At 34.4% G+C, this 24,386-nt stretch carries 23 protein-coding genes and 2 tRNA genes; 10 read left to right on the top strand and 15 right to left on the bottom strand.

Features of this window, described 5'->3' with window-relative positions:
* Positions 1 to 42 precede the first annotated feature (42 nt).
* Together MJQ71_RS10700 and MJQ71_RS10695 are read right to left on the bottom strand one after the other, a co-directional pair.
* Complete coding sequence (locus MJQ71_RS10700) at positions 43 to 1,176, bottom strand: cysteine desulfurase family protein (RefSeq protein WP_238806606.1); 1,134 nt, start codon at positions 1,174 to 1,176, stop codon at positions 43 to 45.
* 224 nt (positions 1,177 to 1,400) lie between these two features.
* Complete coding sequence (locus tag MJQ71_RS10695; RefSeq protein ID WP_238806605.1) at positions 1,401 to 1,868, bottom strand: Lrp/AsnC family transcriptional regulator; 468 nt, start codon at positions 1,866 to 1,868, stop codon at positions 1,401 to 1,403.
* 172 nt (positions 1,869 to 2,040) lie between these two features.
* Between MJQ71_RS10695 and rocD the strand changes: the two genes are divergently transcribed.
* A complete protein-coding gene (rocD, locus tag MJQ71_RS10690; RefSeq protein WP_290370177.1) occupies positions 2,041 to 3,276 on the top strand; it encodes an ornithine--oxo-acid transaminase in 1,236 nt (411 codons plus the stop codon).
* Between the two features lie 359 nt (positions 3,277 to 3,635).
* Here the strand turns inward: rocD and MJQ71_RS10685 are convergent, their stop codons facing one another.
* The 4 genes from MJQ71_RS10685 to MJQ71_RS10670 all read right to left on the bottom strand — a co-directional run bounded on the left by MJQ71_RS10685 (position 3,636) and on the right by MJQ71_RS10670 (position 7,158).
* Entirely contained in the window at positions 3,636 to 4,190 is a 555-nt protein-coding gene (locus tag MJQ71_RS10685; protein WP_238806604.1) for a hypothetical protein, read from the bottom strand.
* A gap of 89 nt (positions 4,191 to 4,279) precedes the next feature.
* Positions 4,280 to 5,137 (bottom strand): FKBP-type peptidyl-prolyl cis-trans isomerase, encoded by an 858-nt coding sequence (locus MJQ71_RS10680; RefSeq protein ID WP_238806603.1) that lies wholly within the window; start codon positions 5,135 to 5,137, stop codon positions 4,280 to 4,282.
* A gap of 83 nt (positions 5,138 to 5,220) precedes the next feature.
* On the bottom strand, positions 5,221 to 6,069 hold the full coding sequence (locus MJQ71_RS10675) for an FKBP-type peptidyl-prolyl cis-trans isomerase (RefSeq protein WP_238806602.1): 849 nt from the start codon (positions 6,067 to 6,069) through the stop codon (positions 5,221 to 5,223).
* 45 nt (positions 6,070 to 6,114) lie between these two features.
* Positions 6,115 to 7,158 (bottom strand): DHH family phosphoesterase, encoded by a 1,044-nt coding sequence (locus MJQ71_RS10670; RefSeq protein ID WP_238806601.1) that lies wholly within the window; start codon positions 7,156 to 7,158, stop codon positions 6,115 to 6,117.
* 242 nt (positions 7,159 to 7,400) lie between these two features.
* Between MJQ71_RS10670 and pafA the strand changes: the two genes are divergently transcribed.
* Complete coding sequence (gene pafA, locus MJQ71_RS10665) at positions 7,401 to 9,029, top strand: alkaline phosphatase PafA (RefSeq protein ID WP_238806600.1); 1,629 nt, start codon at positions 7,401 to 7,403, stop codon at positions 9,027 to 9,029.
* 69 nt (positions 9,030 to 9,098) lie between these two features.
* Entirely contained in the window at positions 9,099 to 9,422 is a 324-nt protein-coding gene (locus MJQ71_RS10660; protein WP_238806599.1) for a hypothetical protein, read from the top strand.
* Position 9,423: 1 nt separating this feature from the next.
* Here the strand turns inward: MJQ71_RS10660 and MJQ71_RS10655 are convergent, their stop codons facing one another.
* Together MJQ71_RS10655 and MJQ71_RS10650 are read right to left on the bottom strand one after the other, a co-directional pair.
* Entirely contained in the window at positions 9,424 to 10,023 is a 600-nt protein-coding gene (locus MJQ71_RS10655; RefSeq protein WP_238806598.1) for an NUMOD4 domain-containing protein, read from the bottom strand.
* Positions 10,024 to 10,150: 127 nt separating this feature from the next.
* Positions 10,151 to 11,620 carry a UDP-N-acetylmuramate--L-alanine ligase gene (locus MJQ71_RS10650; RefSeq protein ID WP_238806597.1) on the bottom strand — a complete coding sequence of 490 codons (1,470 nt, stop codon included), beginning with the start codon at positions 11,618 to 11,620 and terminating at the stop codon, positions 10,151 to 10,153.
* A gap of 311 nt (positions 11,621 to 11,931) precedes the next feature.
* Here MJQ71_RS10650 and MJQ71_RS10645 point away from each other — a divergent pair, with 311 nt between their 5' ends.
* Positions 11,932 to 13,428, top strand: a complete 1,497-nt coding sequence (locus tag MJQ71_RS10645) for a type III PLP-dependent enzyme domain-containing protein (RefSeq protein WP_238806596.1) — start codon at positions 11,932 to 11,934, stop codon at positions 13,426 to 13,428.
* A gap of 98 nt (positions 13,429 to 13,526) precedes the next feature.
* Positions 13,527 to 13,652 (top strand): hypothetical protein, encoded by a 126-nt coding sequence (locus MJQ71_RS20890; protein WP_290370176.1) that lies wholly within the window; start codon positions 13,527 to 13,529, stop codon positions 13,650 to 13,652.
* Between the two features lie 3 nt (positions 13,653 to 13,655).
* On the opposite strand, the gene MJQ71_RS10640 is transcribed toward MJQ71_RS20890, so the two are convergent.
* A complete protein-coding gene (locus MJQ71_RS10640; protein ID WP_238806595.1) occupies positions 13,656 to 14,174 on the bottom strand; it encodes a D-glycero-alpha-D-manno-heptose-1,7-bisphosphate 7-phosphatase in 519 nt (172 codons plus the stop codon).
* A 169-nt stretch (positions 14,175 to 14,343) separates the two neighbouring features.
* Here MJQ71_RS10640 and MJQ71_RS10635 point away from each other — a divergent pair, with 169 nt between their 5' ends.
* Positions 14,344 to 15,171 carry a sterol desaturase family protein gene (locus MJQ71_RS10635; protein ID WP_238806594.1) on the top strand — a complete coding sequence of 276 codons (828 nt, stop codon included), beginning with the start codon at positions 14,344 to 14,346 and terminating at the stop codon, positions 15,169 to 15,171.
* Between the two features lie 56 nt (positions 15,172 to 15,227).
* Here the strand turns inward: MJQ71_RS10635 and MJQ71_RS10630 are convergent, their stop codons facing one another.
* The 4 genes from MJQ71_RS10630 to MJQ71_RS10615 form a co-directional block, all read right to left on the bottom strand.
* Positions 15,228 to 17,156 carry an AAA domain-containing protein gene (locus tag MJQ71_RS10630; RefSeq protein WP_238806593.1) on the bottom strand — a complete coding sequence of 643 codons (1,929 nt, stop codon included), beginning with the start codon at positions 17,154 to 17,156 and terminating at the stop codon, positions 15,228 to 15,230.
* Between the two features lie 86 nt (positions 17,157 to 17,242).
* A tRNA-Leu gene (locus MJQ71_RS10625) sits at positions 17,243 to 17,328 on the bottom strand.
* Positions 17,329 to 17,399: 71 nt separating this feature from the next.
* A tRNA-Gly gene (locus tag MJQ71_RS10620) sits at positions 17,400 to 17,472 on the bottom strand.
* 100 nt (positions 17,473 to 17,572) lie between these two features.
* Positions 17,573 to 18,019 carry an energy transducer TonB gene (locus MJQ71_RS10615; protein WP_238806592.1) on the bottom strand — a complete coding sequence of 149 codons (447 nt, stop codon included), beginning with the start codon at positions 18,017 to 18,019 and terminating at the stop codon, positions 17,573 to 17,575.
* Positions 18,020 to 18,137: 118 nt separating this feature from the next.
* Here MJQ71_RS10615 and hisIE point away from each other — a divergent pair, with 118 nt between their 5' ends.
* Together hisIE and MJQ71_RS10605 are read left to right on the top strand one after the other, a co-directional pair.
* On the top strand, positions 18,138 to 18,740 hold the full coding sequence (gene hisIE, locus MJQ71_RS10610) for a bifunctional phosphoribosyl-AMP cyclohydrolase/phosphoribosyl-ATP diphosphatase HisIE (RefSeq protein ID WP_238806591.1): 603 nt from the start codon (positions 18,138 to 18,140) through the stop codon (positions 18,738 to 18,740).
* 94 nt (positions 18,741 to 18,834) lie between these two features.
* Positions 18,835 to 19,173, top strand: coding sequence for a phage holin family protein (locus MJQ71_RS10605; RefSeq protein WP_238806590.1), 339 nt, complete (start codon positions 18,835 to 18,837; stop codon positions 19,171 to 19,173).
* A 68-nt stretch (positions 19,174 to 19,241) separates the two neighbouring features.
* On the opposite strand, the gene MJQ71_RS10600 is transcribed toward MJQ71_RS10605, so the two are convergent.
* A complete protein-coding gene (locus tag MJQ71_RS10600) occupies positions 19,242 to 19,709 on the bottom strand; it encodes a redoxin domain-containing protein (protein ID WP_238806589.1) in 468 nt (155 codons plus the stop codon).
* A 187-nt stretch (positions 19,710 to 19,896) separates the two neighbouring features.
* On the opposite strand from MJQ71_RS10600, the gene MJQ71_RS10595 reads away from it, so the two are divergent.
* Together MJQ71_RS10595 and MJQ71_RS10590 are read left to right on the top strand one after the other, a co-directional pair.
* Complete coding sequence (locus tag MJQ71_RS10595) at positions 19,897 to 21,273, top strand: L-serine ammonia-lyase (RefSeq protein WP_238806588.1); 1,377 nt, start codon at positions 19,897 to 19,899, stop codon at positions 21,271 to 21,273.
* 138 nt (positions 21,274 to 21,411) lie between these two features.
* Positions 21,412 to 22,794, top strand: coding sequence for a vanadium-dependent haloperoxidase (locus MJQ71_RS10590; protein WP_238806587.1), 1,383 nt, complete (start codon positions 21,412 to 21,414; stop codon positions 22,792 to 22,794).
* A 51-nt stretch (positions 22,795 to 22,845) separates the two neighbouring features.
* Here MJQ71_RS10590 and treF read toward each other — a convergent pair whose 3' ends face one another.
* Positions 22,846 to 24,336: an alpha,alpha-trehalase TreF gene (treF, locus tag MJQ71_RS10585; RefSeq protein ID WP_238806586.1), complete on the bottom strand. Its 1,491-nt coding sequence runs from the start codon at positions 24,334 to 24,336 to the stop codon at positions 22,846 to 22,848.
* Positions 24,337 to 24,386: the final 50 nt, after the last annotated feature.

Genomic DNA, 24,386 nt, shown 5'->3' with positions numbered 1-24,386 from the left:
AGAATCGGGATTTTTTTATATGTATATTTTTATTTACCAATTTTATTTATACAAACCAGCTACTACCGTAACTACCTTATCAATTTCTTCAATTGTATTATATTTTCCAAATGAGAAACGTACATTTCCTCGTTCGGGTTTAACATTCAATGCTCCTAAAACGTGTGAGCCTACATCCGAACCACTCGTGCAAGCACTTCCACCCGAACAAGAAATTTGAGCAATGTCTAAATTGAATAGTAACATATCATTATCTTCATTGGGAGGTAAACTTACATTTAAAACAGTGTAAAGGCTTCGTTCTAAATTGGCAGAATCTCCATTAAATTGCACATCAGGAATTGCTACTTTTAGTTTTTCTATCATGTGTTGCTTTAACTTCTCAATATGAATTTTGTGAGCATCCATTTCTTTGTAAGCAATTTCAAGAGCTTTTGCTAAACCTACAATACCATAAACATTTTCTGTACCACCACGCATGTTACGTTCCTGTGAGCCACCATGAATGAATGGATGAATTTTATTATCGGCATTTATATATAAAAAACCTACGCCTTTTGGTCCATGAAATTTATGTGCAGCTCCTACTAAGAAATCAATTTTCAATTGTTGAACATCATGTTTATAATGTCCCATAGTTTGTACAGTGTCCGAATGGAAAACGGCATCGTATTGTTTACATAGTTCGCCAACTTTTACCAAATCAATTAAATTACCAATTTCGTTATTTCCGTGCATTAACGACACTAAAGAACGAGGTTTCGTACTTAATAATTGCTCCAAATGTGATAAATCCACATGCCCTTTTTCATCGAGATTGACGTAACTCAGCTCAATTAAACCTTGTTTTGCCAAATATTCGAGCGTGTGTAATACCGCATGATGTTCAGTTGGAGAAGTAATAGCGTGTTTTAAGCCATAAGTATCAATGCTACCCGTAATAGCAGTATTGTCTGCTTCTGTTCCTCCCGAAGTAAAGAAAATCTCAGAAGGCGATGCATTGATGAGGCTTGCTACTGTTTTTCGGGCTTTCTCAATAGCCGAACGCACTTGTCGTCCATGTGAGTGAATAGAAGAAGGATTACCGAAGTTTTCAGTCATTAATGGCAACATCGCTTGCAAAACTTCTTCATCAAGGCGTGTGGTAGCGGCATTATCTAAATAAATTTTAGGCATTGGTAAGGCATTGTTTGTTGAGCAATTAATAATTAATACAAAAATAATATTTGGTTTTCAATATTACAACCCACTATTTTTATAGACTTTAACAAATTTTATTTGGTTTCATTATTTCAAGTCAATCATACTTAACTACATTGATGTTGAGAAAATATATGAATAAATGATTGGTCATAATAGTTATTCAAATGAATACCTTTTTTCTGTATGAGCTGTTTTAATTAAAGCTCAACACTTACATTTCGTTTAAAAGCTGCTCCAAAGTCAATCATAGATTCAGTCTTTAAAATTCCTGTAATATGGTCAATTTTATCATAAAGTACACTTCTCATGTGTTCACTTGATTTTGCAACGATTCTTATATAAAGCGTGTATTGGCCCGTAATATAGTAACATTCGGTCACTTCTGGAATTTTCCTCAAAGCTTCAATAATTACTTTTGAATCAGAATCTTCTTTCAGAACAAGGCCAGTAAAAGCACTCCATTCATAACCCAACTTCCGTTCGTCTAAAATAATTCCTGCTCCTTTTAATACACCAATTCTTTTCAATCGAGTAACTCGCTGATGAACCATCGTATTGGAAATATTGAGATTTTTGGCAATTTCAGAATAGGGTTTTCTTCCATCTTTTTCGAGCTGAAGTAAAATATTCTTATCGTATTCGTCAATTAAATCTTCATTTATCATAAGTCAAAGTAAATTTTATTTGTCTAATATTATATTATTTGATTTTATAAATAAATATTTAAAGTAAATATAACTTATTTTGTAAATATATAAAGTCAAAATAACATATTTGAATAGTTTTTTCAGAAATGTACTATAACTGTTTAACATTTATAGGTAAATATTTAGTAATATGGTAGTAGATATGTCATTGAGTGAGCATCTAATCGAATTAGAAGAACGCTATGGGGCTCACAATTATCACCCGATTTCGGCGGTGCTTGACCGTGGTGAAGGAGTCTATGTTTGGGATGTAAATGGTAAACGGTATTATGATTTCTTATCGGCTTATTCGGCTGTGAATCAAGGGCATTGCCACCCTCGTATTATCAATGCTTTGATTGAGCAATCACAAAAACTGACGCTTACTTCACGGGCTTTTTATAGCTCGATGTTAGGGCGTTATGAAGAATATATTACCAAATATTTTGGTTATGATAGAGTTTTACCGATGAATACTGGCGTTGAAGCCGTTGAAACTGCCTTGAAACTTTGCCGCAAATGGGCTTACCAAGTGAAAGGAATTCCAGAAAACAAAGCTAAAATTATCTTTGCAGGTGGAAATTTCCATGGACGTACGCTCTCAGTGGTTTCGGCTTCGACAGACCCAACCGCTCGCCGTGATTTTGGTCCATTCATGACAGGTTTTGAAGTTGTACCGTACAACAACATTGAAGCTTTAGAAGAAGCATTAATCAATGACCCATATATTGCTGGATTTATTTTTGAGCCGATTCAAGGCGAGGCAGGCGTTGTTGTTCCTGATGATATTTACTTGGCGGAAGCTTATCGTTTATGTAAAGCGAGCAACGTTCTTTTTATTGCTGATGAAATTCAAACTGGTATTGCTCGTACAGGGAAATTACTTGCCGTTGACCATGTCAATGTAAGACCTGATATTGTTATTTTAGGAAAAGCACTTTCGGGAGGTGTGCTTCCTGTATCAGCTGTATTGGCAGATGACGAAATTATGCTTACAATTAAACCAGGCGAACATGGGTCAACTTATGGTGGAAATCCATTGGCTTGTGCTGTGGCAATGGAAGCGTTGCAGGTAGTAAAAGATGAAAAATTAGCTGAAAACGCAGCTTTTCTTGGCAAAATCTTCCGTGCAGAAATGCAGAAATTAGTTGAAGAAACAAACATCGTGACACAAGTGCGTGGTAGAGGATTGCTCAACGCAATTGTGATTGACTCGCATGAAGATTCTGATTTAGCTTGGGATATTTGTATGAAATTTAAGGATAATGGACTTTTAGCGAAACCAACACATGGTAACAAAATTCGACTTGCTCCACCATTGGTCATGACAGAATCTCAAATGTGGGATTGCGTTGAAATTATTTCAGATGTTATAAAGAGTTTTTAATAGTTTAACAGAAATCGTAGTTTAAAATCTTATTTTTTGCAGATATAATAAACTATCATTGTGATGAATAAAAATAGAGGAAGTTTCAATTTTGGAATTTCCTCTATTTTTATGGTATTGGTTGTTACTTTTAAAAAAAGTACCGTCTAAACATTATAGTCGAAAGATTAGTTAATCCAAAAAGTATAAAACTAGCCTACACAGCCTAATAAAAAACAAATAGCGTTTTCGATTTTAAGTTGCAAAAATGTAAGCAAACTCTAAATGCTATATTGCTGTGAGAGTTACGCAAAAAGTAATTCCCGATTACCTAAAACAACAACTTGCCAGCCTCGTGGAATTATTTCTATGAGGCTTTTTCAATATTCCCAATTCTTGGCAATCATCAATTGTTTGGCGTAGAAAGAAGGACAATAATTATGCACATTTTCAAGTAATTTATTAATATCTCGCTCGAATTCAACGTAATAATCTGGGTGTAATTTGGGTAATTTATTCAAGATAAATTCTGTTCTTTTGGCAATATAAAGAGCAATTGAGTCGGTTTTTCCTGAATAATATTCTAAATGTGTCAACTGATTTTGAAAAAACGAATTGAGTAAATAGAGTGTCAGTTCAACTTCACCATATTTATCTTTGGTTACTTTTACGTGATGAGTAATTCTTCCGTTCAATTCTCGCATATCCATCATCATCCAACCAGGCGTATCATGGTACATTTTTGAAATCCTCAAAATACTATTTCTAATTTCTTCACGTTTGATTTTCAAATCAGATTCATCTTCAAGTAATTGAAAATGTAATTGTTGAATCAATAACTCACTTTTTCCGATGAGTTTTATCAGTAACTTATCTTTATCTTTACTAGGAAGACTCAAAACTGCTTTTTCAAGTTCTTTCGGTAGTTTAGGCATTTGCAGAGAAACATTTTAATGAATACTTTTTAAAACACCAAAGCCTCCGAAAAGTTCAGAGGCTTTGGTAATATCAAAATATTAAGTTTTTACTTAGCACTAATAATTTCAACGGTAAATATTAGTGGTGCATAAGGAGGAATTGTTGTGCTGCTTCCCGTAGTACCGTACCCAAGTGATGATGGAAATACTAAAACGGCTTTTTCTCCAACTTTCATTTTCAATAGTCCTTCTTCAAAACCTTTTACAACGGCTCCATCTCCAAGCCCAACATTAATCTGACCAGTATCAAATTGTTTCACATTACTAGCCAAATAACCAGTATATTTTACGGTTGCCAAAAGGCCAACTTTTAATGGAGTTCCATTGGTTTCCAAAGTTTTAATAATACGTAGGCCAGAAGCAGTAGTTTCTGTTACAGGTAATTTTGTGCCTCTTACGTAATCATCAATTTGTTGCTCTTCCGAACGAAGTTTTACTATTTCTAAATCAAGTTTCAAAACCGAATTTGCAGGTACGTTTGCACTCGATTGTGTTCCAAAAGCCAAAATAGAAGGAATTAAGAAAACACCTCTTTCACCTTCTTTTAGTAAATAAAGTGCTTCTAAAAAGCCTTGAATTACACTATTAGCTCCTAAAATTATCTTTGCTGGTTCATTTTTTAGTCTTGAAGTGCTATCAAGAGCTGTACCGTTAAGTAATGTAAGATTAAAATGAAAAGTAACTTCGTCACCAGTTAGGGCATTTCTTCCTAAAGAATTCTGATTAACAATATATTTAAGCCCAGAAGTGGTACTTAGCATTTGAAGGTTATGTTGACTGATATAGTCGGCTATCTCTTGCGTATTTTTCTTATTAATGGCTTCAAGGTCATTTTCTAAAAATTTGCTACAAGAACTTCCGAACACTAAGCTTCCTAAAACTAATAAAAATGCAATTTTCTTCATCTGAATTTTTGATATATGTTTTAAACTATAAATTACAAGCTACCAATGAAAATAAATTGATAGCTTGTGATTTTTAATATATTTTACTTCACATCAACAACTTCCATCTCAAATATTAATGAACTGAAAGGTCCAATAACGCCACCAGCACCTTGTTCGCCATAAGCTAAGTTTGAAGGAATGAAGAAAATGCTTTTTTCGCCTTTTTTCATCATTGCCAAGGCTTGTTCCCAACCTGGAATAACTGCTCCTTGACCTACCGTAACTTGAAATTTTGGACCAGGTTTTCCTACCGAGCTATCAAAAGTTTTTCCATCCATGAGTTTACCTGTATAATCAACTGTTACAGTTTGGCCACTTTTAATTACTTCACCAGTTCCTTCTTTAACAACGACACGATACATACCATATTGTGTTTTTGTAGCCGTAGGAAAGTTTTTCTTTGCATATTCTTCCATTAACTTCGCTTCGTTTCCTTTTTTAGCATCTTGAGCTTTTTGGAATTCTTCACGTGTTTGAGTCGATTTGATTTTTACGATAAATTTCATATCTGAACCTTTAGAGATTCCTGGAGGAAGTGGCTGCTGAATACGAGCGAAAAGTGAGTCTGCATTCACTAAAACGGTTGCACTATCACCTTCTGTTAAATGTAAAAGTGAGGTTTCAAAAGAGCCTTTGTAAGTACCTTTTTGTGCTACCATTGTAATCGGTTGGCTACGTTTGTATGTATCTTCAAAAGTCGAATCATTTGATGCTTTAATAACCAAATCAAAAGTTAAAATATCACCAATATTGATTTTTTTGCCTTTTCCTTCTTCGTGGACTTGGTATTTTGAGCCATCAGGGTCTTGAGTAACTTTAAATTGACTACAAGAAAAAAGTAAGCCTGTTGCTGCTGCAACGCTCAACGTTGTTTTTAAAAAATTTGTCATTGAAATTTATTTATTAATTAGAAATTAAGCGATTGAAGGTTAAATTTATGGTAAGTTATTTAATAATTCGTTTTGATATTTTGGTAGCAAGGCGAGAAATTTCTCGACTGTTTTACTCAATGTTTCGTGTGAACGCCCCCCAGCGGCATTTTTATGACCGCCACCATTAAAATGAGTTCTTGAAAATTCACTTACTGAAAAGCTATCAACAGAGCGAAATGAAATTCTAATCATATCGTCTCTTTCCGTAAAAATAGCCGCCATTACTACGCCTTTTATGGCTAATCCGTAATTAACTATTCCTTCGGTGTCGCCGTTTTTTGAGCCAAATCGACTCAGTTCTTCTCTGGAAATAGCCATGTAAGCCACATTATATTCGGGTAGATATGTGAGTTTTTCACCCAATGCAAAACCCAAAAATTTCATTCTTTCAAATGAATTACTATCGAAAATTTTGCGATGAATTCCGTTGGTATGAATTCCTACAGCAATCAATTCGCCAGCAATTCTGTGAATTTCTTTGGTTGTGCTATCAAACCTAAATGAGCCAGTGTCAGTAACTAATCCAGCATAGAGACATTCAGCTAATGGAATATCAATGAGATTTTTATCACCTAATTTTTCAATTAGTTCATAAATTAATTCGCATGTAGCTGCTGCTTTTTCATTCCAAAAAACAAAATCAGCGAAGTTTTCGGGTTGTTGATGATGATCAACTAAAACTTTTGGTGCAGAAGAATTTTTGATAAATTCTTCCATGTGTTTAATCCGATTGAGTGCCGAAAAATCAAGACAAAAAATCATTTCTGCTTCCGCAATTAATTTTTTTGCTAAATCTTGCTTGTCGCCTTCAAAATTTATGATTTCCTTTTCTCCTGCCATCCATTTCAAAAAATCTGGATAATCAGTTGGTGTAATAACCGTCGGAAAATGGCCTTTTTTCTTTAAATATGCTGCTAATCCCAAAGATGAACCGAGTGCATCGGCATCAGGATTTTGATGAGTTGTAATAACGATTTTTTTTGGTTGACTCAATAAATCGTTAAATGACTTTAGTTTTTGATTTGATTCTGTAAAAAATTCTTGCATAACCTGACAAAGGTACAAAGGAAAGGTGGGAAAACAAAAATGACACAAGTGTGGGTTTAATTAATAAATAAACTAGATTCTTCACAAATAATTAAACATAGAATTTTGCTGAATATAAAAGAAGATAAGTAATTTTGAAAAAAATCTGTTGATAGACATTTTTATTTAATAAGTTTTTTTTAATCCATTTACAAACAAGCAACATAGGTAATATTCAAACAAACTAATTTATAATCCTTCAAATGAAACACCTGACCTACCTCTTATTATTACTAAGTTTGTCGCTTTCTGCACAGAAAAAGAACAAAATAACCTATGCTTCTAAACCAAAATTGGTTTTGGGGATTATGGTTGACCAAATGCGTTATGATTATCTCTATCGTTATTATGATAAATACAGTGAAGGCGGTTTTAAAAGATTGATGAACGAAGGATTTAACTGTAAAAACAATCATTATCACTACGCAAGTACTGTTACTGGGCCTGGTCATGCTGCGGTCTATACTGGAGCTGTTCCTGCTGTGAATGGTATTATTGGTAACGAATGGTATGACCCATTGGCTAACAGAACGGTCTATGTGGCCGAAGATACAACAGTTCGTGCTGTTGGTGCGAGTGAAGCAGGTGTTGAAGGCAAGCGTTCGCCAGTAAATATGCATACGACAACAATTACCGACCAATTGAAATTGGCAACCGATTTTCGCTCTAAAGTTATCGGTATTGCTGTAAAAGATAGAGGAGGTATTTTGCCGGCAGGCCATTCGGCGGATGCAGCTTATTGGTTTGATGCAAAATCGGGTAATTGGATTACGAGTACCTATTATATGAATGATTTGCCACAATGGCTAAAAGAATTCAATGCTCAGAAAATACCCGATAAATTGATCGCCCAAAAGTGGGAAACGCTATTACCAATCGAGCAATATATTGAAAGTGAGACAGATAATCAGGAATATGAAAATGTATTATCAGGCGAGAAATTACCAATTTTTCCTCATACAGTTGCGAATTATGGAGCATTGCTTACATCTCCTTATGGAAATACTATAACCAAAGAATTGGCTTTGACTACCCTCAAAAATGAAAATATGGGTCAAGGAAAAGAAACAGATTTTCTATGTGTTAGTTTCTCGACTCCTGATTATGTAGGACACGCAACAGGCACACATTCAATCGAAATTGAAGATACTTATTTGCGTCTTGACCGTGATATTGCGGAGGTGTTAAATAAACTTGATGCTACTTTAGGTAAAAATAATTATTTAGTTTTTCTTACGGCCGACCACGGTGTTGCGGATATTCCTGGCTTTTTGAAAAAACATAAGATTCCATCAGGTGTCAGTGAGTTAGCCAAAGAAACCAATTTTTTAAATGGACAAATGGTTGAAAAATTTGGAGAAGGAAAATGGATAAAAGCTCAAGATAATTATCAAATCTATCTTGACCATGATTTAATGGCTAAGAAAAACGTAACAATGAATCAAATGTATGAATTGGTGAAAGAGAAAATGCTTACGCTGGGTTCATCAGTTTATCAAGTAGTAAATTTACATGATATTAATTCGGCGGTTATACCGCCATTTTATAAAGGGTTAGTTGAAAATGTTTATAACCCTAAGCGAAGTGGTGACATTATGTTTTTGTTAGAGCCTGCTTGGTTTAATGGTGCTAAAAAAGGTACAACCCATGGAACAATGTGGCAATACGACCGTCACGTTCCGTTGCTTTGGTTTGGCTGGAAAATACAATCAGGAGAAACTGTTGAACAAACTTATATCGCAGATATTTCAGCAACATTAGCATCATTATTGAATATTCTAGAACCAAATGGCTGTGTTGGAAAACCAATCAAAGATATTTTTGTGAAGTAATAACGAGCAAATAGGAGATAAGGTTTGGGTAAAAATCTACTTTATCTCCTACTTTCTAAACCCAAATAAATGATACTCATCAAAGGAGTTCCATTCAAAAAAATACAAGGAATTACACTTTTTCCTTTCATTATTGTTCGCCCCAAAAAGCCAAATAAGATTTTGCTCAACCATGAGCGAATCCATATTCGACAACAATTGGAGTTATTGGTTGTGCCTTTTTATATTTGGTATTTGGCCGAATGGCTTTATCATTATTTGAGGTGTGGACATAGATGGAAAGCCTATCGTCAAATAAGTTTTGAGCGAGAGGCATATGATAATGAAGAAAATTTCGACTATTTAAAAAACAGGAAATTCTGGAATTTTCTCAATTATAAGTTAACAGAATAATCTAAATAGTAACTTCTGCCCAGTTTTTGCCAGTTTTTATTCGGTAAATAGCCATTTCAGACAAACCAAATTGTTTAGCCAATATCATTTGTTTGGTTTTTCCTTCGGCAATTTTTCTCTTGATTAGTCTAACTCTTTCAACTGTCAATTTTTGTCCTTTGTTGCGTGGCACATAATTTGGCCTGCTTTTAACGTGTTCCCAAACCTCATCTTTTGTTGCCCAACGAAGATTTGCCGCCGCATTATTAAAACGGTCATGGTCTAAATGAATCACCTTGATCTTGTCAGGGTCATCATTTTCGATAAAATGAGAGGCAACCAAAAAATGAATGGTCGTAGATAAATTTGTAAGTTTGGTTTTTCCATTCACTTCTTCTTTAACCTTGACCGCTAGAGCCATCCCCGTTCTACTTCTACTTAATTTTAAGAGGAAGCCGTCAACATTAACATCCGTAATAAATGACGCTACTCGACCCAAGTTTGAAACCTGATAACGACGAGATTGTCCTTTCAACGAAAACTCTTTCCAAATCTCGTTAGGATAAGAGTAAAACCGAATTGTTGCCCTTAAAGGAGGGACAGATTTTCTTTTTTTTTCCATAATATTATTAAGGGAATTTTAGTATTCATCATTAATGAATCAAAAATTTTAAAGTCCTTATTCTCCGAAAAATAATTCGGATGAATATGGTTTTTAGTCACGGCACTTATTATTTATTATTATTGGTTTATCCTTCAAATACTTTTTTAAATTGGGTCAATAATCCAGACCAAGAATTGTCTTCTTTTGGTTGAGAAATGACTTTTACTTTCGGAAATTCTTCTTTCACTTCTTTTTCCAAAATTTCAGTTGATAATTTTGCTAGGTCAATGCCACCAAAAGTTCCTGATGACATCATCAAAAGGTTACTTTGAAACCAGTTTTGATTCAACAAAAAGTCTTTTAATTGTTGGGCGTCTGTAAATACCAATAGTGCTTCATCTCCAAATGCTTTTTTAATATCTTCTGGCGAAATCATTGGTAAACGCTTCATTTCTAGCGTGTGTGGAGAATAAAAAACAATTGCCAAATCGGCATTGTTCATTTTTTTGTCATATTGTGGTAAAAAATCTTTATTTAAGCTGCTAAAAGTATGCAATTCATAACACGCTACCAAACGACGATTTGGGTAAAGTGATTTTGTCGCATTGGTTGTTGCTTCAAGTTTCGACGGAGCGTGAGCAAAATCTTTATAAATAAGCGTATTGCTGTTTTCACCAAGTTTTTCGAGGCGTTTTGATGCACCAGAAAAATGCTTAATTGCTTCGTAAAACTCTTCGTCAGTAATTCCCAAACGGTCAAGAATAATTCTTGCTCCATTGAGGTTTTTCATATTATGTTCACCAAAAATCTCTAAAGAAACATCTCCTTTATCTGTCAATAAAATACATTTTCCATTTTCGACTTTGTACGGATGGGCTTTGTACGGAAACTTAGCTACATCACTACGGTCTTTTTCTCCAATTACTTTTACAATATCATCTGTTTCATCATAGATAATACTGCCAGCTTTAGGTAAACCATCTGCCAATTCTTCAAAAGTTTGAACGTAACTTTCAAAAGTTGGGAAAATATTGAAATGGTCCCATGCAACACCACTTAACAAACAAATATGTGGATGATAAAATAAAAATTTCGATTTTAAGTGAATTTTTGATTCAGGATATTCATCTCCTTCGATAATGATTACAGGCGAATCATCGTTGAGTTCAACCATTATATCAAATCCTTCGATTTGAGCTCCTACCAAATAATCAAATTTACGGTTATAAAACTTCAAAACGTGTAGAATAATACTCGTAATACTCGTTTTTCCGTGACTTCCCGCAATCACAACACGTTGTTTATTAATGCTTTGTTCGTAAATATATTCGGGAAAAGAATAAATTTTCAAACCTAATTCCTGAGCTTTGGCTAATTCTGGATTATCCACAAAAGCGTGCATTCCTAAAATCACAGCGTCCAAATCAGCAGTAACTTTTTCAGGAAACCATCCTAATTCTGCTGGCAGGAGACCTACCGCTGCCAATCTACTTTTTGAAGGGTCATTGATTTCGTCATCTGAACCCGTTACTTGATACCCTTTTTTATGTAAAGCAAGGGCAAGATTGTGCATCACAGCACCACCAACAGCTATAAAATGTATTTTTTTGCTCATGAAAATAATGGTAACACAATTAGTAGTTATAAATTAAGAGATTGGATAGATTGTAACAAAATGCAAATTTATTTGTGCAAATAAAAGTGTTTTTTTGATTTTATATCCTACTAAGAAACGTACACTAGTAATTCCTTATTTTTTAATCTTAATTTTGTTTGATAAAGCTAATAAATTCATTGCAAAGTTCTTAATTTAATATGACATTTGCACATAATTTTCAATTTTCCATCATCACTCCGTAGAAGACGGCAAATTTTATTGGTTAATTTATTGACCAAATCAATAAATACCACTCAGAAATTCAGAACATGAAACGTTATATTGACCTTATAGAACAAACATTTGAGTTTCCTACACGGGAATTTGGTGTTGACGAAAGCCATACTTTACTATTTAATAATGTCCGACTAACAGATATTATCAATCAATATGGTACTCCATTGAAAATTAGCTATTTACCAAAAATAGCAGAGCATATTGACAATGCAAAATTACTTTTCAGGAATGCAATGAAAAAGTACAATTATAAAGGCAATTATACTTATTGCTATTGTACAAAATCTTCGCATTTTAGGTTTGTTATCGAAACTGCCTTAAAAAGTAATGTTCATCTCGAAACTTCATCGGCTTTTGATATTAATATTATCAGAGCTTTGTACGAAGATGGAAAAATAAATAATAATACTTATGTCATTTGTAACGGCTATAAACGTCCAAAGTATTTAGAAGATATTTCGGCTTTGCATAATGATGGATTTGTCAATTGTATTCCGATTTTAGATAATCTGAAAGAAATTGATTATTACCTCGAAAACTCAACCTCTGAGACCGTAAGTGTTGGCATCAGAATTGCTACTGATGAAGAACCTAATTTTGCTTTTTATACCTCACGTTTGGGTGTTCGTTACAACGATATTAATAGTTTGTATTTGGAAAAAATCAAGCCAAATCCACGGTTTAAACTAAAAATGTTGCACTTTTTCATCAATGCAGGTATCAAAGATAACGCATATTATTGGTCAGAATTGACTCGTTTTATGTTTAAGTATTGTGAAATGAAAAAGATTTGTCCAGAGCTTGATTCGATTGATATTGGCGGAGGTTTACCGATTCAAACATCGCTGGTTTTTAACTATGATTACCAAGCAATGATTGACGAAATTATTGAAAATATCCAATGGATTTGTAACAAAAATAACGTACCAGTACCACATATTTTTACCGAATTTGGTAGCTATACGGTTGGTGAAAGCGGAGCGGTTATTTATAAAGTTATTGATAAAAAACAGCAAAACGACCGTGAGTTATGGTACATGATTGATGGCTCATTTATTACACAATTGCCTGATTCTTGGGGGATTGGCCAGAAGTATATCATGATGCCAGTCAATAATTGGGATAGCCCGTACGAAAAAGTAAATCTTGGTGGGTTAACTTGTGACTCGGCCGACTTTTATAATACTGAAGCTCACTCGGAAGATTTGTACTTGCCAGTTTTTGACATTGATAATGAGGACCAATACATCGGATTTTTCCATACAGGAGCTTATCAAGAATCATTGGGCGGTTATGGAGGAATTCAACATTGCTTGATTCCAGCTCCACAACACGTTTTGGTAAATTTGGATGAAGATGGGAATATAACGACTGAGTTATTTTCACCCGAGCAAGACAGCGATTCGATGTTGAAAATTTTAGGTTTTAAGTCTGAAAAAAAAGCCGAACCTCAAAAATTAACTACGAATGGGAACGCAAAGAAAGTAAAGAAAATTGCAGAGGAGCTTCCTGAAGAAGCATTATCATAAAATAATTGTTAGCAAGATTACGTTTAATAAAGCAAACTTTGTGTGGTAAAAAAAGTACTACACAAAGTTTACAATATTCTAAAATTCAAAATACAAATATGAAGTCTAAATTGCTGATTTTAAGCCTTTTAATGATTATCGGAATGGCTTCTTGCCGTCGCCAACAATGTCCAGCTTATGGAAAAGCTACTCCAAAAGCAGCTATTGAAAAAAGACACGCTTGATTATTAGATAGCTTTGGTAATAAATTGTGAAGCTTCGAGCAGACTGCCAAATTGCCAGTCAGCTAAATTGGTTGTTTCCTTTCCACCAGTTATATGGATAGTTTTTACTCCAGCTTTTTTTCCAGCTTTTACATCTCTTTCTGCATCGCCAATCATAAAAGATTGAGTTGAATCAATGTGATATTTTGCCATCGCTTTTTCAAGCATTAGCGAATCAGGTTTGCGTAGAAGCGAGTTTGAAGTATAATTTGGGTGATGTTTGGCGAAATAAAGGTCATCAATGATTCCACCACATTTGTCTTGCAAGATATTGTGAAAGTCTCTAACTAAACTTTCAGTGTACATTCCTTTGGAAATTCCCGCTTGATTGGTGACAACTATGAGCAAATAGCCTGCTTGTTTTAGTAAAGTAAGGCCTTCAACTACGCCGTTTCTAATCACAAAATCTTCTTCACGACTCACATAGTCGTTTTGTTCTTCATTTAACACACCGTCACGGTCAAGGAAAACACACTTTTTCATCTAAAATCAATTAAGCCTTTTAAAAATAGTAGAAATTTACTCACAAAAGTTATAATATCACAAATTAAAGAAAAATTATAAATATTTATAACTTTTTATGAAATAAAATTATAATCTGATTGATTTTGGTATTATTTTTAGGAAATCAAACTAAAGACCCTATAAACTTATGCAACAAATAGTAGATTATTTTGCTACGATTCCGTCATCTCATCGAAGTATTATTTTGGTTGGTGGAATTGCTTTCTTCTGGATGGTTGAATATGCCATTCCTTTGTTTAATTTCAAATATAACAAAATCAAACACGCAGGAATCAATATTTTTTTTACCATCACATCCATCATCGTTAATTTCGCTTTAGCCTTTATTTTATTAAAATCGGCCGATTGGGCAGTGAAAAATCATTTTGGTATTTTGCAATGGTTGCCAGAAATGCCACTTTGGGCGTTTACGATTGTTGGGTTATTACTACTAGATTTGATTGGAGCTTGGTTTGTGCATTGGACAGAACATAAAGTAAAATGGATGTGGAAATTCCATTTGGTACACCATTCAGACACAAATGTAGATACGACTTCAGCTAATCGACATCACCCTGGAGAGAGTGTTTTTCGCTTTATTTTTACGACTATGGGAATTGTTATTGCAGGAGCTCCTATGTGGATGGTTTTTATGTATCAAGCCATTTCAGTTTTACTTTCCCAGTTCAATCACGCCAATATTGTTATTCCGAAATGGCTAGATAATACCATGAGTTGGGTACTGGTTTCCCCAGATATGCACAAAGTTCATCACCATTATGTACTACCTCATACTGATTCCAACTATGGAAATATCTTTTCCATTTGGGATAGATTGTTTGGAACTTATCTGACACTCGACCGTGATAAAATCGTTTATGGCATTGATACGCACATGAAACCCGAAGAAAATGCTAGATTAGGAAGTTTGCTGAAAATACCATTTGAAGCCTATCGAAAACCTGTTGGAGAATAAGGAAAAAAGGTAATTGTTTTGTTAGAACAATTACCTTTTTTAGTTAATTTACTTTTTCACAGCCATTCCCAAGCACTTTTATAAGCATCGATTTCTTGCGAGAAAGTAATGAAATCAGCATAAAATGGTGAGTTTGAGAGTGTTGCACTGTCACCGATAACTATAAGTTTTTTTCTTGCACGAGTCATGGCTACATTCATGCGACGTATGTCTGATAAGAAGCCAATCGCACCTTCTGTGTTACTTCGGGTAAGGCTAATATATACAATGTCTCTTTCTTGTCCTTGAAAACTATCAATTGTATTTACTGAAATATGAGCTAAGACCTCTTGCAAATCAGGCAAATGTTCGAGTTGTTCCTTTAAAATTGTAATCTGTTGCTTGTAAGGCGAAATAATGGCAATACTGGGGAAATTGTTCGTGCTGAATTTTTTCTTCAATTCTTCTACAAAATCACTCAAATGTTTCACTAAAAAAGCAGCTTCTTCAGGATTCGTCGAACTTGTGCCGCCAAGTTTTTCATCAAAACTACAGCCAGCCGTATCAATAAATGTCAAGGGTGAATCATTGGCAAAAAGGAGATGCTTTGCCACCGAATGATGAGCTTTAAGTTTATTATGATAGAAAATTTTAGAAGAATGTGCCATAATTTGCTCATGCATGCGGTATTGTTCTTCCAAAAGTGTCACAGATTCAGGATGAAGAGCAACACATTTTTCAAGCAAAGTTGTACTTAAACCATTTTTTGCAGCTTCATTTGACTTGATTGTTGGTGAAAGTTGACAATGGTCGCCTGCCAGAACAACCTTTTGAGCTTTTAAAATCGGAATCCAGCAAGCAGCTTCTAATGCTTGCCCAGCCTCGTCGATAACTACCGTATGGAATTTAAGATTTCTGACTGTATAATTATTTGCTCCGACTAAAGTTGCTGTAATAACTTGGGCTTTTGTAACTAAATCGTCAATGATATACTGCTCAATATTGCCCACTTCCTTCATTATTTTGTGAGCTTCTTCAAATAGTAATTTACGTTGGTCACGCTCTGATTTTCCAAAACTTCTTTTGTATTTATGAGCCATGTTTTTGTACTCATTGGCTTGTTTTTTGAGTGTTTTGGTGTTTTTCATCATCGGATGGTCGGTCATTTTAGCATCTAAAGTCAACGACATCAAACGCTCATTTACACGAGCTGGATTTCCTACACGAAGCACATTTAAGCCTTCTTCGTGGAGTTTTTCGCTCAATAAGTCAACAGCAGTGTTGCTTGGTGCTACAACCAATAGCGGAACGCCGCCCGTTTTCTGATTCTCTTGTTTAATTAAAGCCTTTATTGCTTGTACTAAAGTTGTGGTTTTTCCAGTTCCTGGTGGGCCGTGAACAATTGCTAACTCATTGGCAGAAAGGATTTTATTTACTGCCTGATTTTGCGAAATATTTAGTTTTGGAAATGAAATTGGATATAAATTTTCATTAAAAGTTGGTGTTTTTTCACCCGTTAAAACTCTGACTAACGGGCGGCCTTCCGCAGTACCTTCAGGCTTTTCTGATAGGTCGTTAGCTGACTTTAGAGCCGCCTGCATTTCATCGTAAGAATTATCATCAAAAAGCAAGTCGATACCTAATTTTCCATCACGAGCAAAATCAGGTAATTCGTCGGTACGAAGTGTAATTTTTAATTTATTACCACTTTGGTGTGCAATAATACCTTCTACACGGTCTTTTTGGGGGTCATAATTGCCAAATAGAACAGCGGGCATTCCGAAACGCAATTGGTGAGAAATATCTTGATGAGTTGTTCGCTCAACCTCAACTGTTAAATAATCGCCTCGACTCATTTCTGAGCCACGAATGGCAATCGGATACCATGTAAGTCCATTGGCACGACGCTCTGAAACGGAAGATTGTTCGGTGAGTTTGCGATACTGAGCGTGGTCTTCTTCACGCTCTAGTTTTAATAAATCAAGAAGTTTTTTGAAATAATCCATACAGCAAAGGTACGGAAATATTAACTATGACTGATGAGAAATACTATAAAACAAAAATAACTCGCTGATAATCAACGAGTTATTTGTACCGAGGACGGGAATCGAACCCGTACGAGTTTAAAAGCTCACAGGATTTTAAGTCCTGCGTGTCTACCAGTTCCACCACCTCGGCAAACAATTTAAGATGAATAAGTTTAACCTTATTCTTGAAAAAAAAAGCACCGCTTAGGTGCTTACTTTTAGAGCGAAAGACGAGTCTCGAACTCGCGACCTTAACCTTGGCAAGGTTACGCTCTACCAACTGAGCTACTTTCGCATTACATTTAAACTGATGTCTCTGTTTTAATGTGGTGCAAAGGTAAGGCGATTTTTATTACTTGTCAAGTGTTAAGTACAAAAAAAATACAAAATATTTTTTATTTTTTTATAATTGCTTGATTATAAGATGCTTCACAGTCGAATTTATTTTGAAAAAAGTTTATCGGTAATGTCATGTAAACACGTAGAGGTTTCCAAATACCATATTTTTTCATTCCACCTGCTTGCCATTTTGGCAATAAATTTATTACTCGTATGGCTTCATTGTTACATTGGTCATTTATTCCTTTAACAATTTCAGGCGAACTTACTGTTCCATCTTTTTCAACTACAAATTTTATAAATACCTTGCTGAGTCGCTTGTGCTTCGGAATGTCTTTGGGTGGATTTATATTTTCACAAACAAAAGAATACAGAGCTTTATAACCACCCACAAAAACTGGTACTGTTTCGACTGTTGTATAAATCAACTCATCTTCTGTGTTTTTTTGTGCTTTTGTGGCATAAGTAAAGCATAACAGTGTTAAGAGCAGAACTTTTTTCATGTTTTTGTAAGTTTAAGTTTTGAACATCCGTACTTTTGTAAAGTTATAGAATTTTTTATAAGTAGTTATATATTTAGACAATAATCGAAATATAACTCAATTGAACTTAACTTTGGTAATGAATAGAACAATAGATTTCGATAAATCGCCAGATGGGTTGATTCCTGCGATTATTCAAGATGCCCTAACAGGGAAAGTTTTAATGCTTGGGTACATGAATGCCGAAGCCTACGAAAAAACACAAGCAGAAAAAATTGTTACTTTTTTTAGTCGTAGTAAGCAAAGATTATGGACAAAAGGTGAAACATCAAATAACTTTCTGCATGTAAAAAATACGTTGATTGATTGTGACGGCGATACAATATTGATTAATGCAACGCCAGATGGCCCAACTTGCCACACTGGTGCTGATACTTGTTTTGAAGAGTCAAATAGCGGTAAAGTGTTGTTTATCAATCACTTGCGAGCGGTTATAAAAGATAGAAAAACCAATCCGTCTAGTAAATCTTATACAAGTGAGCTGTTTAAACTTGGTGTAAATAAAGTTGCACAAAAAGTAGGAGAGGAAGCGGTTGAGTTGGTAATTGAAGCAAAAGATGATAATAAAGAGTTGTTTTTAGGTGAAGCTGCCGATTTATTTTATCACTATTTAGTGCTTTTAGAACAAAAGAATTATGAGTTTGATGAAGTACTCGATGTTTTGATTAGCCGACATAAATAATATTAGGTTTGGTAATAATGCAATTTCTTGGACTTGAGTAGCTTATTTATTAATTTTATTTATTATTACATCATTTACTTTTAATCATTAAATTATGATAAACTACCTCATTCGTTTGGCGTGCTGTGGAGTTGCCATCTATTTTATGCCGCAAGTTCTGCACGATATTAAAGTCGATACAATTACAACGGCAATTATTGCAGCTTTGGTAATGAGCTTTTTGAATACTTTTGTGAAGCCTGTTCTCCAGTTGCTGTCAATTCCAATTACGATTATGACATTAGGTATTTTCTATCTTGTCATTAATGTTGCGATTGTTTATCTCTGTGCTTATTTGGTTGATGGTTTTAGTGTTTCGGGCTTTATTCAACCATTATTATTTGGTTTTGCTCTTTCGGTTGTGAATGGATTGGTTGGTGGTTTTCAAGACTAATAGTTTTTCAATAAAAAAAGGAAGTCATTAATAATTAATGACTTCCTTTTTTTATTTTATCAGGATTATTACAAGGCCTCTAAAGTAGTTTTTACTGCTTCAAAATTTGGTAAATCGCCTGCACTTTCTAACACTTCTGCATATTGAATAACTCCGTCTTTGTCAATTACAAAAGCCGAACGTTTTGAAACACCGTGCATTCCGAATACGAATGAATCATAAAATGCTCCGTATGATTGTGATACTTCTTTATTGAAATCTGACAATAATGGGAATGGTAAATTCTGCTCTTTTTTGAATTTATCTAATGTAAAAAGAGAGTCAACAGAAATACCGAGAATATCAGAATTTAACTTTGAATAAGACGCAATATCATCACGCATTTGGCAAAGTTCGGCAGTACAAACGCCAGTAAATGCTAATGGAAAAAATAATACAACGACGTTTTTACCACGATAATCTGATAAATTTACTTCTTTTTTATCGCTGCTAAATAATTTAAAATCTGGTGCTTGTTCTCCTACTTTTAATGACATAATTGGTTGCTTTTATGGTTTTGATATACATTAATAACTGACAAATTAAGTAGAAAGTTTATCTAAAATAAAAATTATGTAGCACCTTTTATTAAGATTATATGATATTTGTCATTTTTTGATTAAATTTTCTTCGTTTCTGCAAAAAAACTTGTAATTTTTCTTCTGAAAACCTTCATCAATAAATATGTTAAAAGAACCCATTAGAACTTCGATTTTTGATTTATTTAAAATCGGGCCAGGCCCTTCAAGTTCGCATACAATTGGACCAATGAAAGCCGCATTTGATTTCTTACAAAGGGCCAATGCTTCGAGCGAAATTAAGCAATTAGATATTGAAAATATCATGATTCATTTATACGGTTCTTTGAGTGCAACTGGCAAAGGTCATGGCACTGACCGAGCTGTTATTGCTGGGCTTTTAGGCTGGCAACCAGAAACTTGCCAACCTGATAATTTTACTGAATTGTTGAAAGATACAGAAGTAAAGTATCCTGTGAAAATTCATGAAAATGAGGTTTTTATTAATGCTAAAAACATAGTTTTTGAAAAAAATAGATATGAGTCTGTTCATTCTAATACGTTGATATTTAGGGCTTTATCAAATAGTAATATTGTTTTTGAAGAAGAATATTATTCGGTAGGAGGTGGGTTTATTCAAAGGAAAGGAGAAAATGTTGCTACTCAAAATGATAAAGAACCCGCATTTCCTTTTTCAACGATGAATGAATTTAAAGAACATTTGAAGAAACAAAAAATGACCTTAACAGAGCTAATGATTGCTAACGAAATGCTAATAAGTGGGCTTTCACGCAAGGAGATTTTTCAAAAAATTGATGATATTTTAGAAACAATGCACAAAGCCGTTAGGCGTGGTTTGCATCATCGTGGTTTACTTCCTGGTACAATTAAACTAAAACGGAAAGCCCCAATATTGTATCAACAAGCCAAAAGTCATGCCTCTACTACAGATAGTTTTATGGTTTTTTTGAATGCTTATTGCATGGCTGCTTCGGAAGAAAATGCCGCTGGAAATATGGTCGTAACAGCTCCAACGTCAGGTGCTTCAGGCGTTATTCCTGGTATTACTTTTTTGCTCCGCAATCATTACCATTATGACAAACAAAAATTGAGAGAAGGAATGCTTGCAGCGGCTGCGGTTGGATTTTTGATAAAACATAATGCCAGTATTTCGGGGGCAGAAATGGGTTGTATGGGAGAAATTGGCTCAGCTTCAGCAATGGCCGCTGCGATGCTTGCTTACTGTGCTGGAAAGCCAATTGAAACTGTTGAATCGGCCGCTGAAATTGCGATTGAACACCATTTAGGAATGACTTGTGACCCGATTGGTGGCTATGTGCAAATTCCGTGTATCGAACGAAACGCAATGGGGGCGATTAAAGCTTATAATGCTTATTTATTAGCTTCTTCTGGAAATACAGCCGACCAAAAAATATCGCTAGATAGTGTGATTAAAGTTATGCGAGCAACTGGAAAAGATATGTCAAAAAAGTACAAAGAGACCTCACAAGCAGGCTTAGCTTTAAGTGCAACGGAATGTTAAAATTAAATAATTTCCTGAATAATGGATTTATTTTGTATTTTTTCCGAAAATCTGTACTTTTGGCTTTGCTTACTAAGTGAAATGTATTTTAATGGTACAATATTTGTTTTACAATTATGCATAAATGTTTACTGAATTATGAAAAGTTTTTATCAAAGAAAAATCAAAAATACGATAATTATTAGTGTAATATTATCAATGGGTATTTTTGGTATTAATAGTTGTAAAACTAAAAATGAAGAGCCAACACCAATCGTTGTAACCGACACAACAACTGCTTATACAGCAACCAGATGGGGGAAAATGTCTCTGATAATTGCTGAAAGAACGCCAGGTAATACTCCCACTTATGCGTCTCGTGGGTTTGGTTATATCGGTCTTACGATGTACGAAAGTATTGTTGGTGGTTATTCAGAATATAAATCATTGGCAGGGCAATTAAACGGATTGGCAACTTTGCCCAAAATAGATACATTACAAAAATATAATTGGGTTTTAAGTCTAAATGCTGGACAAGCTTGGATTCATAGAAACATTTATGAACAAACATCGAATGTTAATAAAGTAACGATAGATTCGTTGGAAAGTAAGATTTTGGATGAATATAAAACTGAAAATCAAGATGTGATTGACCGCTCCGTAAAATATGGAAAGGATGTGGCAAAAGCTATTTTTGAATGGTCGAAAACGGATGGTGGTTATCAGGGTTATAATCGAAATTTTACCACCGAATATATTGTTCCAGTTGGACAAGGCTTTTGGAAAGCCCCAACCTTTAGTCAGTCAGCTAGTCGATTACCGTTGCATCCATATTGGGGGAAAAACCGAACATTTGCAGCTAATAATGGAACGCTACCTGTTCCGAAACCTATACCATTTGATAGAAGCCCACTTTCTCAATATTATGCACAATTTTTGGAGGTTTACGGAAAAAATAAGATATTAACTCAGGAAGAAAAAGAAATAGCTCTTTGGTGGGGTGATGACCCAAGCCGTACATTTACACCACCTGGACATTCTTATAGCATTGCCAATATTGCTGTTAAAACCGCAAAACCCAAATTGATAAAAGCAGCACAAACTTTTGCAATGGTAGGGATGTCAATTGCGGATGCATTTATAAATTGTTGGAAAGCAAAATATACTTACAATGCCGAACGCCCATCGACTTATATTAACAATAATATTGATGGCTCTTGGGTATCTTTTTGGCCAGAACCACCGTTTCCTGCTTTTTATTCGGGGCATTCGGTGCAATCGGGTGCGTCAGCAACTGTTTTGACTAATCTTTATGGTAATGAATTTAAGTATTTGGATAATTCGCATCAAGGTCGAGGACAAGACCCGCTTACTTTTGTTTTTTACAAGAATCGTTCTTATAATTCATTTTGGGAAGCTGCTGAAGAATCTGCATATTCAAGATTTTTAGGCGGAATTCATACAAGAAGTGACAATGACACTGGCTTATCAGAAGGACGTAAAATTGGACAAAATATTAATAATTTGAAGTGGAAAAAGTAAGAATTTTATAGATAAAAAAGGCGAATTGAAATGCTCAATTCGCCTTTTTTATTACTTTGTCATTGCTAGAAAAACGCCATTTGTCCAGCCAAAACCATCTTGGTTAGGATATTCTCCACCGCCAGCCATGATATTTTGGTCAGAAACATTATATTTTTCAGTCATTTTACCAGTTTGATAATACACCTTTTGGTTAAGGTTTATCCAATTTGACTTAATTTGTGCTGCTAAATCACAAAAACTATAATTTAATAAACCTTTATATCCAATCCATTGAAGTGGAGCCCAGCCATTTGGAGAATCCCATTGTTGACCTGTAACCGACGTTGTAGTTAATAAACCGCCACTTTTCAAAAAGTTTTTTTCTAAAAAAGTAGCTATTTTTTGTGCTTGAGTATTGGTACTTATTTTAAAAAAAAGAGGAAATGTGGCTGCTAATGTAAGATGTTTTTTTTGTTTATTTTCTACAAAATCATAGTCAAAATAGAAACCTTTTGTTTCATTCCAACAATAATTTTGAATGGCAGTTTTGCGATTATTTGCCAAAACTTGGTATTTATCAACATTTTCAGCATCATTTAGTAATGAATAAGTGCTAGCTAAAGTTTCTTCTAAATGAAATAAAAGACAATTCAAATCTACAGGAATAATATCAGTTGTATGAATGCTCGCAAAATCATTGCTTTCTTTAAACCATCGACTACTAAAATCCCAACCTGATTCTGCGGCAGCACGCAAATGACGAAATATTTCTTCAGGTTTTTGATTTGATGAATGAGCCAATTCTATATCTTCTTTATAAGATTCAGGGCGAGGTGTATTATAGTTATCCCAAAAACGGTTTAAAATTGAGCCGTCAGGCATTTTAATAACACGATTGATTGCATTATTTTGCAGTGATAGATTTTCTGAGCCACGCATCCAAAATTGATACTCTTTTTCTAAATATGGCAAATAATCTATCAAAACTTGAAAGCCTTTTTGTTCGCTTAAGAGCCTTATCATTAGTGCATAAAAGGGTGGTTGAGAGCGACCAATATAATAAGTACGATTACCATTTGGAATATGACCAATTTTATCAATCAAATAAGAAAAGTTATCAACCATTGCCTGAATCATGTCTGTTCTACCTGAAACCTGCAAGCCTAGCATCGTAAAATAACTATCCCAGTAATAGACTTCTCGAAACCTTCCACCTGGAACAATATAAGAATTTGGTAAAGGAATAAGTGAACTTTTTTCAGAATCATGTTTACGGGTCAGTACATCCCAAAGCGTTTTTAAATGTTCTTCAATCGAATGATTCTTGTCACTTTCGTAATTGGAATTGGCATTTATTGGTAAGTCAAAATGAGCCGAAACAAAGGTTTTTAAATCGAAATTTGTGTTATCTTTTTCCTGTAAAAACTGAGCGTTTATTTCATTTAAACTACTTTTTGGAATGCAATCAGGAAAAGTTTTATTATCGGGAAATACGTTCTCTAGCTGTACTTTTTCAAACAAAAGTCCCAAATCATGGATGTTTGTAATTGTATTTGTCATTTAAAATAATAGGGAATTGTATTTTTATAAGGTTATATTTTCGTCTTGAA

The sequence above is a fragment of the Emticicia aquatica genome, assembly GCF_923079645.1.
GTDB lineage: Bacteria > Bacteroidota > Bacteroidia > Cytophagales > Spirosomataceae > Emticicia > Emticicia aquatica.
Note: the sequence above shows the minus strand (reverse complement) of the source record. Positions and strands in the feature narration are given on the sequence as shown.

What these genes read in the sequence shown, in the direction of transcription:
- MJQ71_RS10700 (WP_238806606.1), bottom strand. Translation starts at nt 1,176, where the DNA reads ATGCCTAAAATTTATTTAGATAATGCCGCTACCACACGCCTTGATGAA.
- MJQ71_RS10695 (WP_238806605.1), bottom strand. Translation starts at nt 1,868, where the DNA reads ATGATAAATGAAGATTTAATTGACGAATACGATAAGAATATTTTACTT.
- rocD (WP_290370177.1), top strand. Translation starts at nt 2,041, where the DNA reads ATGGTAGTAGATATGTCATTGAGTGAGCATCTAATCGAATTAGAAGAA.
- MJQ71_RS10685 (WP_238806604.1), bottom strand. Translation starts at nt 4,190, where the DNA reads ATGCCTAAACTACCGAAAGAACTTGAAAAAGCAGTTTTGAGTCTTCCT.
- MJQ71_RS10680 (WP_238806603.1), bottom strand. Translation starts at nt 5,137, where the DNA reads ATGAAGAAAATTGCATTTTTATTAGTTTTAGGAAGCTTAGTGTTCGGA.
- MJQ71_RS10675 (WP_238806602.1), bottom strand. Translation starts at nt 6,069, where the DNA reads ATGACAAATTTTTTAAAAACAACGTTGAGCGTTGCAGCAGCAACAGGC.
- MJQ71_RS10670 (WP_238806601.1), bottom strand. Translation starts at nt 7,158, where the DNA reads ATGCAAGAATTTTTTACAGAATCAAATCAAAAACTAAAGTCATTTAAC.
- pafA (WP_238806600.1), top strand. Translation starts at nt 7,401, where the DNA reads ATGAAACACCTGACCTACCTCTTATTATTACTAAGTTTGTCGCTTTCT.
- MJQ71_RS10660 (WP_238806599.1), top strand. Translation starts at nt 9,099, where the DNA reads ATGATACTCATCAAAGGAGTTCCATTCAAAAAAATACAAGGAATTACA.
- MJQ71_RS10655 (WP_238806598.1), bottom strand. Translation starts at nt 10,023, where the DNA reads ATGGAAAAAAAAAGAAAATCTGTCCCTCCTTTAAGGGCAACAATTCGG.
- MJQ71_RS10650 (WP_238806597.1), bottom strand. Translation starts at nt 11,620, where the DNA reads ATGAGCAAAAAAATACATTTTATAGCTGTTGGTGGTGCTGTGATGCAC.
- MJQ71_RS10645 (WP_238806596.1), top strand. Translation starts at nt 11,932, where the DNA reads ATGAAACGTTATATTGACCTTATAGAACAAACATTTGAGTTTCCTACA.
- MJQ71_RS20890 (WP_290370176.1), top strand. Translation starts at nt 13,527, where the DNA reads ATGAAGTCTAAATTGCTGATTTTAAGCCTTTTAATGATTATCGGAATG.
- MJQ71_RS10640 (WP_238806595.1), bottom strand. Translation starts at nt 14,174, where the DNA reads ATGAAAAAGTGTGTTTTCCTTGACCGTGACGGTGTGTTAAATGAAGAA.
- MJQ71_RS10635 (WP_238806594.1), top strand. Translation starts at nt 14,344, where the DNA reads ATGCAACAAATAGTAGATTATTTTGCTACGATTCCGTCATCTCATCGA.
- MJQ71_RS10630 (WP_238806593.1), bottom strand. Translation starts at nt 17,156, where the DNA reads ATGGATTATTTCAAAAAACTTCTTGATTTATTAAAACTAGAGCGTGAA.
- MJQ71_RS10615 (WP_238806592.1), bottom strand. Translation starts at nt 18,019, where the DNA reads ATGAAAAAAGTTCTGCTCTTAACACTGTTATGCTTTACTTATGCCACA.
- hisIE (WP_238806591.1), top strand. Translation starts at nt 18,138, where the DNA reads ATGAATAGAACAATAGATTTCGATAAATCGCCAGATGGGTTGATTCCT.
- MJQ71_RS10605 (WP_238806590.1), top strand. Translation starts at nt 18,835, where the DNA reads ATGATAAACTACCTCATTCGTTTGGCGTGCTGTGGAGTTGCCATCTAT.
- MJQ71_RS10600 (WP_238806589.1), bottom strand. Translation starts at nt 19,709, where the DNA reads ATGTCATTAAAAGTAGGAGAACAAGCACCAGATTTTAAATTATTTAGC.
- MJQ71_RS10595 (WP_238806588.1), top strand. Translation starts at nt 19,897, where the DNA reads ATGTTAAAAGAACCCATTAGAACTTCGATTTTTGATTTATTTAAAATC.
- MJQ71_RS10590 (WP_238806587.1), top strand. Translation starts at nt 21,412, where the DNA reads ATGAAAAGTTTTTATCAAAGAAAAATCAAAAATACGATAATTATTAGT.
- treF (WP_238806586.1), bottom strand. Translation starts at nt 24,336, where the DNA reads ATGACAAATACAATTACAAACATCCATGATTTGGGACTTTTGTTTGAA.